The organism is Vibrio sp. B7 (assembly GCF_963888765.1).
Lineage (GTDB): Bacteria > Pseudomonadota > Gammaproteobacteria > Enterobacterales > Vibrionaceae > Vibrio > Vibrio anguillarum.
The window spans coordinates 1-13,164 of record NZ_CAWPKR010000007.1 but is presented as its reverse complement, the minus strand read 5'-3'; the positions used below and the strand labels follow the sequence as shown (position 1 = coordinate 13,164).

The window sequence follows — 13,164 nt, the reverse complement described above, 5'->3', positions numbered from 1 at the left end:
CCAATGACCTATAGGAAAAATGGGCTAGGTTGGAACAAGGCTTCCACATCGGGCACGTACTTTTTATCCACTAAGAACATCACCACGTGATCATCTTGCTCGATAATAGTGCGGTCATGGGCGATTAACACTTCTTCACCACGCACAATCGCGCCAATGGTTGTGCCCGGTGGCAGTTTAATATCACCCACTGCGCGTCCCACCACTTTAGAGGTGTTTTGGTCGCCATGTGCAATTGCCTCAATCGCCTCTGCCGCGCCACGTCGTAGCGAAGAGACGTTAACGATATCGGCACGACGTACGTGAGTCAGTAGTGCGGAAATGGTGGCTTGTTGGGGTGAAATCGCGACATCAATCACGCCGCCTTGTACGAGGTCGACATACGCGCCACGCTGGATAAGCACCATCACTTTTTTCGCGCCCATACGTTTAGCGAGCATGGCGGACATGATGTTGGTTTCATCTTCGTTGGTGAGCGCAATAAATACATCGACTTGGTCGATGTTCTCTTCGGCTAGCAGCTCTTGGTCCGCCGCATCACCACAAAATACTATGGTGTTTTCTAACTCTTCCGATAACTGCTCTGCACGTGGGTAATTACGCTCAATCAGTTTAACGCTGTAGCTGTGCTCTAAACGTTTGGCTAAGCTTGCCCCAATGTTACCCCCGCCAACAATCATGATACGGCGATAGGTTTTTTCCAGCCGCTGTAGCTCACTCATGACCGAGCGAATATGATTACTGGCTGCCACGAAGAACACTTCATCGTCAGCTTCAATAATGGTGGTGCCTTGCGGGCGAATCGGCCGACCTTGGCGGAAAATGGCCGCGACGCGGGTATCAATGTGCGGCATGTGTTCACGTAGCGCTGAAAGAGCATTACCCACCAATGGCCCGCCGTAGTAGGCTTTCACGGCCACTAGACTTACTTTTTCTTCGGCAAAACTCACTACTTGCAGTGCGCCGGGGTATTGGATCAACCGTTCAATATAGCTCGTCACTAGCTCTTCAGGAGCGATGAGGTGATCCACCGGGATCGCGCCTGACTGAAACAACGTCTCTTTTTCAAGCAGATATTCAGGAGAACGAATACGCGCAATTCGGTTGGGCGTATTAAACAAAGAGAACGCCACCTGGCATGCCGCCATGTTGGTTTCGTCGGTATTGGTGACCGCAACCAGCATGTCCGCGTCCTGTGCGCCCGCTTCACGCAGTACATCAGGGTGGCTGGCGTGGCCATGAATCACCCGCAAATCGTACTTGTCTTGCAGCTCGCGCAAGCGGTCACTATTTTTGTCGACAATGGTGATGTCATTGTTCTCGCCGACCAAGTTTTCGGCCAGTGTGCCACCGACCTGACCTGCACCAAGAATAATGATTTTCATACTCTGTTCTCTTTCTACCTGCCGAATATCGGCCACTGAAAAGGCAGCAATAATGCTGCCAATGTGCGTCGAATTTACGCTTGTTTGGTTAATACTGCGTAGTAAAAACCGTCCATATCTTCTTCTCCGGGGAGTATCTGACGCCCCGGCTGCTCACGATCGGAACCCACTAATTGAGCGTTATGAGTTCGTTCTAAGAAGGCTTTGACCTGCAAGCTGTTTTCTTGTGGAGTGATCGAGCAGGTTGCGTAAACCATAGTGCCACCGACTTTTAATTGCTTCCACATTGCGTCCAGTATTTCGCTTTGTAATTGAGCCAATGCCTCAATATCGCTACCACGACGTAGCCATTTGATGTCTGGATGACGGCGAATAACCCCAGTGGCAGAGCAAGGTGCATCTAATAAAATTCGGTCAAATTGTTCGCCATGCCACCACTCTTCAGGGTAACGAGCATCACCGCAGATCACATCAGCGCGAAGTTGCAGGCGTTCTAAGTTGTCATAGACGCGTTCAAGGCGGGTTGAATCGCTGTCAATCGCAACCACTTCAGTATCGTGTGTGTGTTCCAGGATGTGCGCGGTTTTACCCCCTGGGGCGGCGCAGCAATCTAAAATCAGCTCGCCTGCTTTAGGTTGAAGGTAGTCAATCGCTAGCTGCGCAGCGGCATCTTGCACCGATACCCAACCACGGTCAAAACCGGGTAAAAGCGTTACATCGCAAGGTGCAGCGAGTTTTATTGCGTCGGCGGCGTGAGAGTGCACGCTGCACTCGATATTTTCGCTAGCTAATAGTGCAAGATATTCATCACGAGTGTGGTGCTGACGGTTGACGCGCAACCACATTGGCGCTTTTTGATTGTTGGCTTGCACAACCGTTTCCCACTGTTCTGGGTACGCTTGTTGTAACAGTTTAAGTAGCCAACTTGGGTGGCCATATTTGCCTGCGTTGTGGCTAACGGCGATAGCGTCCAGTGCTTCTTGATCGCGCAAGTAGCTGCGCAATACGGCGTTGATTAGCCCACCTAAATTTTCACCGCGCAATGTTTTGGTGCCTTCAACCGTCTCGGCTACTGCGGCGTGAGCGGGAATGCGCATAAAGCTCAATTGGTAGATACCAACTAAAATAAGATGGTGAAAAACCCGCTTTTTCCCTTTCAGTGGGTTGTCCATTAGCTCATTGGCAATTGATTCCAAACGAGGCAAATAACGCAAAGCCCCATAGCAGATTTCTTGCAACAGAGCGTGGTCTCTTGGGCGGATGGTTTTTTGCGCCGCAGGAAGTGCGTGAGAAAGTGAGTGGCCTTTATCAACCACTTGAAACAACACGTTAGCCGCAGCTGCGCGAACATTCATAGAAGTACCGACTTTAAATAAATGAAAATCAATGAGGGCATCTCTGCCCTCGTTAAGGTTTAGCTAAGTTGTGTGCCGACTTCAAACCAGCTTGCGCGCGAATTGAGAATGTCTTGCACTGACATTGCTTTTTTGCCCGGCACCTGCAACTGCTCAAGCACCAGTAAGCCGTTGCCAGTTGCCACATAAATACCCGATTTATCGGCTTGAACAATCGTGCCTGCAGGGTGGTCGCTGGTTTGTACTTCAACGCGACTTTGCCACACTTTAATGCTGTTCTCAGCTACATCAAAATGGCTCATTGGCCATGGATTGAAAGCGCGCACGCAGCGTTCAATAAAAGCAGCATCCGCTGACCAATCGATTTTGGCTTCTTCTTTGCTAAGTTTTTGTGCGTAGTTGGCCAATGTATCATCTTGTTGAGTGGCAATCGCTTTGCCACTGGCGATATCGGCGATGCATTCTACCAACGCTTGTGGGCCTAACTCGGCCAGTTTGTCATACATAGAAGCGCTGGTGTCTGTTGCCTCAATCGGCAGCTTAGCAATTTTGAGCATATCGCCCGTATCTAGGCCGACATCCATTTGCATGATGGTTACACCCGTTTCACTGTCTCCCGCCCAGATCGAGCGTTGGATCGGTGCGGCACCACGCCACCGTGGCAGAATGGAACCGTGTACGTTAATACAGCCAAGCCTTGGCATATCAAGTACGGCCTTCGGTAGCAGTAATCCGTAGGCGACCACTACCATTAAATCTGCGTTGAGATCGGCGAGCGCTTGCTTGGCTTCGTCGCTCTTAAAGTTCTCTGGTTGATACACAGCAATATTGTGCTCAACGGCCATCTGTTTCACTGGACTGGCGGTCAGTTTTTTACCGCGTCCTGCCGGGCTATCGGGCTTAGTGTACACCGCGATAACCTCATGCTCCGAAGACAACAACGCCGCCAAATGACGGGCGGCGAAGTCCGGAGTACCTGCAAACACAATGCGTAATGATTGGCTCAAGGTAACCTCACTTAAGTTAGTTTTTTTCGTTATAGCGTTTGATTTTCTCTAGCTTATCTCTAATACGCTTACGCTTTAATGGCGAAAGGTAATCCACAAACAGTTTGCCTTGTAAGTGATCAAGCTCGTGTTGAACACAAATGGCTAAAAGGTCATCCGCTTCAAATGAGAATTCGTTGCCATCACGATCTAACGCTTTGACTGTGACTTCTGCTGCGCGAGGAACAAGGGCGCGTGAGCCCGGGACCGACAGACAGCCTTCTTCAATGCCATCTTCACCGCGTTTCTCTAAAATTTCAGGGTTAATCAGAACCATTGGCTGGTCGCGACTCTCTGAAATATCGATCACAACGATGCGTTGGTGAATATCGACTTGCGTTGCGGCAAGGCCGATACCGTCCTCGTCGTACATAGTCTCAATCATGTCATCGACGATTTTTTGGATCTCAGGTGTCACTTTCTCTACCGGTTTTGCCACGGTACGAAGACGATCATCTGGGAATGTTAATACTTGTAATACAGACATATACACTCGAAATATTGAACTGTGCCGAAACAGCTTAAAGCTTGTTGGCTCAATTCTAGACATTTTATGACCCAAATGACAGCATCCAAATGTTAATAATCTGATTCATCCTTACTTATTTCGGCCAAGGAACAGAGGTCATGTCACGATTTATTCGTTATTTAGTGTGTGTTTTTTTACCGTTGTCATTGGTCGTTAATGCGTTGGCGGCGGAGGATATGGCGCTCACCGTCAAAGCAAATGCCCCGCAGACATACACGGTCGTCAAAGGAGATACCTTGTGGGATATTTCTGCGCTCTATCTTGATAACCCGTGGTTGTGGCCACGTTTATGGCAAATTAACCCAGAGATCGATAACCCGCATTTGATTTATCCCGGCGATAAGCTGACCTTAGTCTGGCGTAACGGACAGCCGGTGTTGAGTTTAAAACCTATGGTCAAGTTGAGTCCGAAAGTGCGTGTGCTTGAGAAAAAAGCGGTTCCGACGGTGCAAGAGGGATTAGTGTTGCCGTATCTGCATACGGATCGCTTACTGGATAAGCAAACATTACAAGAAAGCCAGCGTGTGCTCGGTGCCAGCGACGGTAAACAATATCTGACGGCGCAAGATACGCTCTACATAAGCGGGCAACAGACTCACCCCAAATGGGGTATTTATCGTGAAATCGCTGAGTTTTCTCGTCATGATGCTGCCGCGAAAAATAAAACTATGGTTGCTTTGCGTTTGATTGCTTCTGGTGAATTAGTCTCCGCCGATGAGGCTTTTAGCGGGCTAACCATCACCGCACAGCAACAAGAGATAAGAGTCAATGATATTGCCCTGCCTGAAGTGGGCGTCGAAACCTTAACGCTTTCAACCACTTTTTTCCCATCGCCATCGCGACTACAAGCTGAAACGCATATCCTCGGATCGTTGGAGGGTAGTGAGTATTCGGCGCAGAATCAGGTAGTTGTGATCGATAAAGGCCTTGCAGATCAACTGCGTCAAGGGACGATGTTTGATTTGATTCAAGCTGGTTCTAAAGTGTCTGGAAAAAAAGGACAGCACCAACAGAACCTTGATGAAACCCTGCAATTACCAAGCAGCTTGGTGGGCAGTTTGATGGTCATTCGACCTTATGAATATTTTAGCTTGGCTTTGATTACCGATAGCCGCGTGCCGATTGGTAAAAGTGTCATCGCGGTTTCGCCGCTCAAACCAGAGCTAACAATCGAGCCAAATGAACAAGCCGATACGGATTCGATGGTTAAGGATGATACTGCAAGCTGATGGAGCAGAACGAATTAGCGGCGTGGCTAGCGTTCAGCTTTGTGCCAAAATTGGGTGGCAAGAAACTTTCTCGTCTTGCTAGCGTCGCTTCTCTTGCTCATTTAATTGACTATTCCGAGCGGGAGTTAGCCGCGTTGGGTCTAGTTCAAGAGCAAATCCGTTATCTGCGCGAGACAGCTCCTCAAGAAGTTGAAGAATGCCTAAGTTGGCAGCAAGCTAATGAGTCTCATCATATCCTTACTCCATTTTGCGATGGTTATCCTTCTTTACTAAAAGAAATTGCTACCGCACCTCCGGTTTTATTTGTCAAAGGACGAATAACAGCACTCTCTGATCCGCAAATGGCGATCGTCGGCAGTCGTAATGCGAGCCCTGATGGCCAACGAGTTGCTCATCAGTTTGCGCGAGAATTTGTGCAACAGGGCTTGCTTGTCACCAGTGGTTTGGCATTAGGTATTGATGGACATGCTCATGACGGTGCGTTGCAAGCGGGTGGTGAGACGATAGCCGTGCTCGGTTCGGGCCTTGAATCTATTTACCCAGCGCGACATAAAAAATTAGCGCAACGGGTGATGGAAAGCGGAGCATTAGTCTCGGAATTTCGTCCCCAAGCCAAACCAAGACCGGATAACTTTCCGCGGCGAAATCGCATTATCAGCGGGTTAGCGGTTGGTGTTTTAGTGGTGGAAGCGGCGGAGAAAAGTGGTTCGTTGATCACGGCGCGTTACGCGGCTGAGCAAGGGCGAGATGTGTTTGTTATTCCGGGCTCCATTGCTAACCCAAATTGCCACGGTAGTAATCAACTTATTCGTTGTGGGGCGTGCTTGGTGCAAAATAGTGAACAAGTATTATCTGAAATCGGCACCTTAGTAGACTGGTCATTGCGCCAAAAGCAGCCTCAACCTGATTTATTTTCTGTACAGAGCGATCAGCAATTGCCATTTGCTGAACTGTTAGCTACCGTAGGAGTAGAGGCTACGCCTGTTGATATTCTTGCGAGCAGGACCCATATACCTGTCCATGAAGTCATGATGCAGCTTTTAGAACTTGAGCTTTCAGGTCATGTTGTTGCCGTTTCTGGCGGCTATATTCGTAAGGGGAAGGGTTAGCTATGATGATGGATATATTGATGTATCTATTTGAAACCTACGTCCATAGCGATGTAGATTTGCAAGTCGATCAAGATGAGCTTGAAGATGAATTGCTTCGAGCCGGTTTTCACCAGAAAGATATCTATAAGGCCCTGAATTGGTTAGAAGAGCTTGCGGCATTGCAACAAACCGATGCTCATTCAGCGATGGCAACCAGTGCTGCGACTTCGATGCGGATGTACACAGCACAAGAGATGGACAGGCTGGATCTTGAAAGCCGAGGTTTTTTATTGTTCCTTGAACAAGTGAAAGTATTAACTCCTGAAATTCGTGAAATGGTGATTGATCGAGTGATGGGTTTAGAAACCAATGAATTTGAATTGGATGATTTAAAGTGGATCATTTTGATGGTGCTATTTAATGTACCGGGAAATGAAAATGCTTACACGCTTATGGAAGAGCTGCTATACACCAAAGATCAAGGTATTTTGCATTGATTGCAGCCGTTCGTTTAGTTGAGCATTATGAGTCGTAAAACCGAGTCCCCCCTTTTTTCAGCGCATGGACAAGCGCTGCAGCATGAGCCTTGTCCGCAATGTGGTGGCCAATTACAGCTTCGTCAGGGTAAGCATGGGCTGTTTTTAGGCTGTAACCATTATCCCAATTGTGACTATATTAAACCGCTGCAGCAAAATGATGGTCATATCGTTAAGGAGTTGGGTGTGCCATGCCCAGAGTGTGGCCATGAATTAGTGTTACGCCAAGGTCGTTATGGCATGTTTATTGGGTGTAGCCATTATCCGCATTGCCACCATATCCAAGATACAGATTCCCCTGCAGACAATGTTCCTCAGTCAAAACAGCTTTGCCCTGAATGTTTGAAAGGCCATTTAGTGGAGCGAAAAACGCGCCATGGTAAAACTTTTCATGCTTGCGATAATTACCCTAAATGCAAGTTTGCCGTTAATCAGCAACCTGTTGCCGGTAAATGCGAAAAATGTGGGTTCGGATTATTGATAGAGAAAAAACTCGCCAGTGGTATCAAGCTGCAATGTGCTGATCGAAAATGTGGTCATATTCAATCCGCCACAGAGTAAAGTGACGGCATATGAAAATGGCACATTGAACGTGCCATTTTTTATCCGTATTTATCGTCAATTAGATTTATTTTAGAGCGTCGGTTTGAGCGCTTGAACAAAATGGTGCAAGGCTGGATACGTTGTCGCATCAAGTACTTCAGCCAAGCGACAGAGCGTTCGTTGCAACTGCGCGTTGTAATCTGCACTGACATTAATATGGCCCATTTTGCGCCCAGCACGTTTCTCTTTGCCATACCAATGAATGTGGCAGCCTTCAATTGCCATCACGGCTTCTGGTAAATTGTCCTCACCCAAAATATTAATCATCGCGGTTGGGCGAAGTAACTTCGTGCTGCCTAAAGGTAAGTCACATACTGCGCGAAGGTGATTCTCAAATTGACAGGTTTCTGCGCCTTGCTGTGTCCAGTGACCAGAGTTATGGACTCGTGGTGCAATTTCATTCACCAACAATGTTCCCTGCACATCAAAAAACTCGAGCGCTAGCACACCGACATAATTGAGACGAGCGGCAACCGAGGTAAACATCGACAGTGCTTGCTCTTGCAAGGCTGGGTCATCTATCGCCGTTGATAAACTCAGTACACCGTTAATGTGCACATTTTCTGCCAGCGGGTAAACCGCGATGCTGCCATCTTTGGCACGCGCGCCGACTAACGAGACTTCACGATCAAAGGGGACAAACTGCTCTGCCACTATCGCTTGAGTCGGAGTGGCTTGGATACAGGCTTCCATTTCTGGCCAAATGAGCTCTGCTTGTGAAGCTTCTTTTAAACGCCATTGCCCCTTTCCGTCATAGCCACCCAGTGCACTTTTTAGAACCATGGGCAGGCCGACGCTGGTTATCGCGGTATCTAAATCTTCACGAGTATTAATCACAAAGTATTGGGCATTTTTTGCGTTGGCTTCATCGAGTAGCGCTTTTTCAAGACGGCGATCGCCTCCGGCTTTAATGGCTTCGACGCTAGGAAGAAACTTACCACTTTGCTCACAAACGGTGAGAATTTCATGGGGAATATGCTCAAATTCAGCGGTAATGACATCCGCTTGTTTGATCGCATTGTCTAAACCATGACCAGTGATGTGTAATGTCAAAGGATGGACGATGTTACCGCTGCCCACATCAAAAGCGGAGATTTGAATGTTCAGAGGAGCGCCAGCCAGAGCCATCATGCGTGCCAGTTGCCCTGCGCCCAAGACTAAAACGTGCATAGTATCAATCCTCTGCAGGGTTAGGGTGGCTCAACACCGCTTCAGTTTGTGCTAAACGAAATGCTTCCACTTTTGCCATGACGGCCTCATCACTGGTGCCGATGATTTGCGCGGCAAGCAGCCCAGCATTAGCCGCGCCTGCTTCTCCAATAGCTAAGGTGCCCACCGCAATCCCTTTTGGCATTTGCACAATCGAGAGTAAAGAGTCCATCCCTTTGAGTGCCTTTGACTGAACGGGAACGCCAAGTACCGGCAAGCTAGTAAACGCTGCCGTCATGCCCGGCAGGTGTGCGGCTCCGCCTGCGCCAGCTATGATGACTTTAAGGCCGCGTTCTCTTGCGCTGGTGGCGTAATCGGCAAGAAGTTGAGGTGTGCGGTGAGCAGAGACAACTTTGGTTTCGTATGCCACACCAAATTGATCCAACATGTCAGCAGCTAGCTTCATTGTGGGCCAATCGGATTTTGAACCCATGATAATTCCGACTTTCATCTCAAACTCCTTAATACTTCTAAAAATGGGGTGAGCGGGATAATTTGCGCGCATTATACGAGTATTTTTTCCTTAGGAAAACGTTTGCGTCAGCTTAATTGTGCAATTGATACATTTTATAAACAAATAGCTTTAGCCAGTTTTCAACGAAGTTTGTACACTTAGCCGCACTGTATTAAAGAAACCGATGGACAGTTTTTGTGAATAACTTTGAACACACTTTGCAGGCTCTACGTGACGGTGAAGTAATTGCCTACCCAACGGAAGGCGTGTTTGGGGTTGGGTGTGACCCAGATAACCCGCAAGCCATTCAGAAGCTCTTAGCGCTCAAGCAGCGTCCTGTGGAAAAGGGGTTGATTTTAATTGCGGCCTCTTACGAACAATTGCTTCCTTATATTGATGAGAGCCAGTTGACATCAGAGCAGCTCGCACGAGTACATGCCACCTGGCCTGGCCCTGTGACATGGATAATGCCGACCAGTGATAAAGTCTCTACTTGGGTGAGTGGACAATTTGATTCGATAGCCGTACGTGTGACAGATCATCCTTTAGTGCAAAAGCTATGCAATGCGTTTGGAAAACCATTAACCTCGACCAGTGCGAATTTAAGTGGTCTTGCACCTTGCCTGACAACGGAAGAAGTTGAATCGCAACTGGGTGAGCAACTGGTTGCGATTTTAGATGGTCAAACCGGTGGTCGAAATAAGCCCAGTGAAATTCGTGACGCGAAAACCTCACAAGTATTAAGACAGGGTTAACCCTGCTAAGGAAGTAAGCGATGCCAACCATTGATAAGCAAGCCGTCAAACAATTTTTGCTTGAGCTGCAAGATTCCATTTGCCAGCAACTTGAACAAGCGGATGGCCAAGCACTGTTTGAAGAAGATGCATGGCATCGCGAACCGAGTGAGCGTTTGGGAGGCGGTGGGCGAACTCGAGTGATGAAAGAAGGCCGTGTTTTTGAACAAGGCGGCGTGAATTTCTCACATGTGCAAGGGCAGCAAATGCCCGCTTCAGCGACCGCGCATCGCCCTGAATTAGCTGGGCGTCATTTTGAGGCGATGGGGGTTTCTTTGGTGATGCATCCAAACAATCCCTATGTTCCGACTTCTCATGCCAATGTTCGTTTCTTCATCGCTGAAAAAGAAGGCGAAGATCCTATCTGGTGGTTTGGCGGAGGATTTGACTTAACGCCTTTCTATCCGTTTGAAGAAGATGCTCAATCATGGCATGCCACGGCGAAAGCACTGTGTGTTCCTTTTGGTGAAAAAGTGTATGCCGAACATAAATCGTGGTGCGATGAGTATTTCTTCCTCCCTCATCGCAATGAAACGCGCGGTATTGGTGGCCTATTTTTCGATGATTTAAATGCTTGGGGATTTGAGCGCTGTTTTGCTTATATGCAAGCTGTCGGTAAAGGATACACCGCTGCGTATTTGCCGATTGTTGAACGTCGTCAAGCGATGGATTACGGTGACAGAGAGCGCCAGTTTCAACTTTATCGCCGTGGTCGCTATGTAGAGTTCAACTTAGTGTATGATCGCGGCACATTGTTTGGTTTGCAAAGTGGCGGTCGAACGGAATCGATTTTAATGTCGATGCCGCCATTAGCTCGTTGGCAATATCGTTATCAAGCGGAAGAGGGCAGCGCAGAAGCGAAATTAAACACTTTCTTGCTGCCGAGGGAGTGGTGACCGCGGTACATTTTCAATGATAGGGGCGCCGAGGTGGCCCTGTTAATTATCGAGAGGCAAGGATATGGCTCAGCACATTGATCAATATGCAGTATTTGGTAATCCAATCGGACACAGTAAATCGCCGATGATCCACACACTTTTTGCACGGCAAACCAGTCAGGAAATGCACTATACCGCTCAACTCGCGGCTCTAGATGGCTTTAAACAAGCGGCTGAAACCTTTTTTGCCTCCGGTGGCCGAGGGTGCAACATTACCGTGCCTTTTAAAGAAGAAGCGTATCAGTTTGCGGATCGATTAACCGAGCGAGCTCAACTTGCAGGCGCGGTCAATACACTGAAAAAATTAGATGATGGCGAAATTATCGGTGATAACACCGATGGAGAAGGTCTGGTTCAAGATTTGCTTCAATACCAAGTGCCACTACGAGGCGCTTCTATTTTAGTGATTGGTGCTGGCGGCGCGGCGCGCGGCGTGATTAAGCCCTTACTCGATCAGCACCCTACAAGTATCGTGATTACCAACCGCACCTTTGCAAAAGCCGAGCAGCTCGCCACGCTTTTTAGTCCCTTTGGCGCGGTAAAAGCAATCGCGTTGGAAGAGATTAATCAGCATTTTGACCTCATCATTAACTCGACCTCGGCCAGCTTGGATGGTGAATTGCCAAATATCGCTCCGACGATCTTCAGTAAGAGCAGTGTGGCCTATGACATGATGTATGGCAAAGGATTAACAACATTCAATCAGTGGGCATTAAGTCATCATTGCGCTCATGCTTATGATGGTTTGGGGATGTTGGTTGGGCAAGCTGCGGAGAGCTTTATGCTATGGCGCGGACTCAGGCCGGGTTCTCGACAAATATTGAGAGAACTGAGAAAAAATCTAGAAGGCTAATCATGAACCAAGCGATTTTATTTCCTGACCGACAAACGTGGCACTCGGCAAGCCAAAGCGTACTTTTTCCTGCTCAACACGCGGGAGCTCTGCTCGAGTGTACAGTACACAAGTCAGTACTGAGCCATCTGTCTGGTGAAATGATTACTAACGGTGAGCAAGCTATTCAAGTTTTTGAACAATGGCGATTTGACCTTGAAGAGCTTGCTGAAAGCTTGATTGAAGATGAAGCGTTCAATTTAGATGGACAAATAGAGATTAAAGCTTAGTTAATGGCTTTCTTTGACACTCGTAAGATAGTCATTTTTGTTCTGCACATAGTTGTCGGAAGATTTAAGCAAAAAAGCTCGCTCTTTATCTGTTAGCGGGCGGATCTGTTTCACTGGGGATCCTACATAAAGATAGCCGCTAACCAATACCTTGTTTGGTGGCACTAAACTGCCAGCTCCAACCATCACCTCCGATTCAACGACTACGCCATCGAGCACAATTGCTCCCATGCCAATTAAGACTCGATCATGGATTACGCAACCATGCAGCATCACTTTATGGCCAATTGTGACGTCATCGCCAATAATAAGTGGAAAACCATCCGGGTTTTCGGTGTTTTTATGAGTCACGTGCAGTACGCTGCCATCTTGAATGTTGCTACGTTGGCCAATGTGAATATGGTTTACATCGCCTCTGGCTGCAACCAATGGCCATATGCTGGAATCATCGCCTAAAACAATATCGCCAACCAACACCGAGCTACTATCTATATAGACGCGCTGTCCGATTTGTGGGGATATTCCTTTATAACTACGAATTGATGACATGCTCGTCTCCTTTAATAACTGACGCCATAAGATAAATTAAACAGAAATAGCGTCAAAACAACTCTTTTTGAATAAAAATTATCCCAACGAACAGAAAATCAAAAAAAACAGCAAAAAGGGGTTGCCAACGTGACGGCGATCTCTATAATGCCGCCTCACTGACACGGCACAGCCAGTAAGGGTTCAAGCCCAACGAGCAGCCAATCAGTAGGTCAAATCAGTAAGACGAAATAATTTAATAAAGTGTTTGACACTTTTTATTATCTCGCTAGAATGGCCGCCTCTTCAAAGGAAGCCTCGGCAAGCCAGAGAAGAACGCTCTTT

Annotated in this window: 15 protein-coding genes; 8 read left to right on the top strand and 7 right to left on the bottom strand. The window is 47.8% G+C overall.

Going from position 1 to position 13,164, the window contains the following annotated elements; translation table 11 throughout:
- Window positions 1-8 precede the first annotated feature (8 nt).
- The 4 genes from trkA to def all read right to left on the bottom strand — a co-directional run bounded on the left by trkA (window position 9) and on the right by def (window position 4,273).
- On the bottom strand, window positions 9-1,385 hold the full coding sequence (gene trkA, locus AACV32_RS03945) for a Trk system potassium transporter TrkA (protein ID WP_026027554.1): 1,377 nt from the start codon (window positions 1,383-1,385) through the stop codon (window positions 9-11).
- Between the two features lie 74 nt (window positions 1,386-1,459).
- Window positions 1,460-2,740: a 16S rRNA (cytosine(967)-C(5))-methyltransferase RsmB gene (rsmB, locus tag AACV32_RS03940; protein ID WP_017046347.1), complete on the bottom strand. Its 1,281-nt coding sequence runs from the start codon at window positions 2,738-2,740 to the stop codon at window positions 1,460-1,462.
- Window positions 2,741-2,799: 59 nt separating this feature from the next.
- A complete protein-coding gene (fmt, locus tag AACV32_RS03935; RefSeq protein ID WP_017049616.1) occupies window positions 2,800-3,747 on the bottom strand; it encodes a methionyl-tRNA formyltransferase in 948 nt (315 codons plus the stop codon).
- 16 nt (window positions 3,748-3,763) lie between these two features.
- Window positions 3,764-4,273 carry a peptide deformylase gene (def, locus tag AACV32_RS03930; protein ID WP_038148727.1) on the bottom strand — a complete coding sequence of 170 codons (510 nt, stop codon included), beginning with the start codon at window positions 4,271-4,273 and terminating at the stop codon, window positions 3,764-3,766.
- 140 nt (window positions 4,274-4,413) lie between these two features.
- Between def and AACV32_RS03925 the strand changes: the two genes are divergently transcribed.
- The 4 genes from AACV32_RS03925 to AACV32_RS03910 are packed head-to-tail and all read left to right on the top strand — an operon-like array spanning window position 4,414 to window position 7,732.
- Window positions 4,414-5,544 (top strand): LysM peptidoglycan-binding domain-containing protein, encoded by a 1,131-nt coding sequence (locus AACV32_RS03925; RefSeq protein WP_170895666.1) that lies wholly within the window; start codon window positions 4,414-4,416, stop codon window positions 5,542-5,544.
- Window positions 5,544-6,653, top strand: coding sequence for a DNA-processing protein DprA (gene dprA, locus AACV32_RS03920; RefSeq protein ID WP_170895665.1), 1,110 nt, complete (start codon window positions 5,544-5,546; stop codon window positions 6,651-6,653). The genes AACV32_RS03925 and dprA overlap by 1 nt, the downstream gene beginning before the upstream one ends.
- A 2-nt stretch (window positions 6,654-6,655) precedes the next feature.
- Window positions 6,656-7,132, top strand: a complete 477-nt coding sequence (locus tag AACV32_RS03915) for a DUF494 family protein (protein ID WP_013855530.1) — start codon at window positions 6,656-6,658, stop codon at window positions 7,130-7,132.
- A gap of 27 nt (window positions 7,133-7,159) precedes the next feature.
- A complete protein-coding gene (locus AACV32_RS03910) occupies window positions 7,160-7,732 on the top strand; it encodes a DNA topoisomerase family protein (protein WP_029189869.1) in 573 nt (190 codons plus the stop codon).
- 72 nt (window positions 7,733-7,804) lie between these two features.
- Here the strand turns inward: AACV32_RS03910 and AACV32_RS03905 are convergent, their stop codons facing one another.
- Together AACV32_RS03905 and purE are read right to left on the bottom strand one after the other, a co-directional pair.
- Window positions 7,805-8,944 carry a 5-(carboxyamino)imidazole ribonucleotide synthase gene (locus AACV32_RS03905; RefSeq protein ID WP_170895664.1) on the bottom strand — a complete coding sequence of 380 codons (1,140 nt, stop codon included), beginning with the start codon at window positions 8,942-8,944 and terminating at the stop codon, window positions 7,805-7,807.
- Window positions 8,945-8,948: 4 nt separating this feature from the next.
- Window positions 8,949-9,434, bottom strand: coding sequence for a 5-(carboxyamino)imidazole ribonucleotide mutase (purE, locus tag AACV32_RS03900; protein WP_010319910.1), 486 nt, complete (start codon window positions 9,432-9,434; stop codon window positions 8,949-8,951).
- Window positions 9,435-9,634: 200 nt separating this feature from the next.
- Between purE and AACV32_RS03895 the strand changes: the two genes are divergently transcribed.
- The 4 genes from AACV32_RS03895 to AACV32_RS03880 all read left to right on the top strand — a co-directional run bounded on the left by AACV32_RS03895 (window position 9,635) and on the right by AACV32_RS03880 (window position 12,291).
- Window positions 9,635-10,192, top strand: coding sequence for an L-threonylcarbamoyladenylate synthase (locus AACV32_RS03895; protein WP_017043689.1), 558 nt, complete (start codon window positions 9,635-9,637; stop codon window positions 10,190-10,192).
- A gap of 20 nt (window positions 10,193-10,212) precedes the next feature.
- A complete protein-coding gene (gene hemF, locus AACV32_RS03890; RefSeq protein ID WP_170889581.1) occupies window positions 10,213-11,127 on the top strand; it encodes an oxygen-dependent coproporphyrinogen oxidase in 915 nt (304 codons plus the stop codon).
- Between the two features lie 64 nt (window positions 11,128-11,191).
- Window positions 11,192-12,022 (top strand): shikimate dehydrogenase, encoded by an 831-nt coding sequence (gene aroE / locus AACV32_RS03885; RefSeq protein ID WP_017049609.1) that lies wholly within the window; start codon window positions 11,192-11,194, stop codon window positions 12,020-12,022.
- 2 nt (window positions 12,023-12,024) lie between these two features.
- Entirely contained in the window at window positions 12,025-12,291 is a 267-nt protein-coding gene (locus AACV32_RS03880; protein WP_010319906.1) for a DUF1488 family protein, read from the top strand.
- Here AACV32_RS03880 and AACV32_RS03875 read toward each other — a convergent pair whose 3' ends face one another.
- A complete protein-coding gene (locus AACV32_RS03875) occupies window positions 12,292-12,840 on the bottom strand; it encodes a gamma carbonic anhydrase family protein (RefSeq protein ID WP_013855523.1) in 549 nt (182 codons plus the stop codon).
- Window positions 12,841-13,164 lie beyond the last annotated feature (324 nt).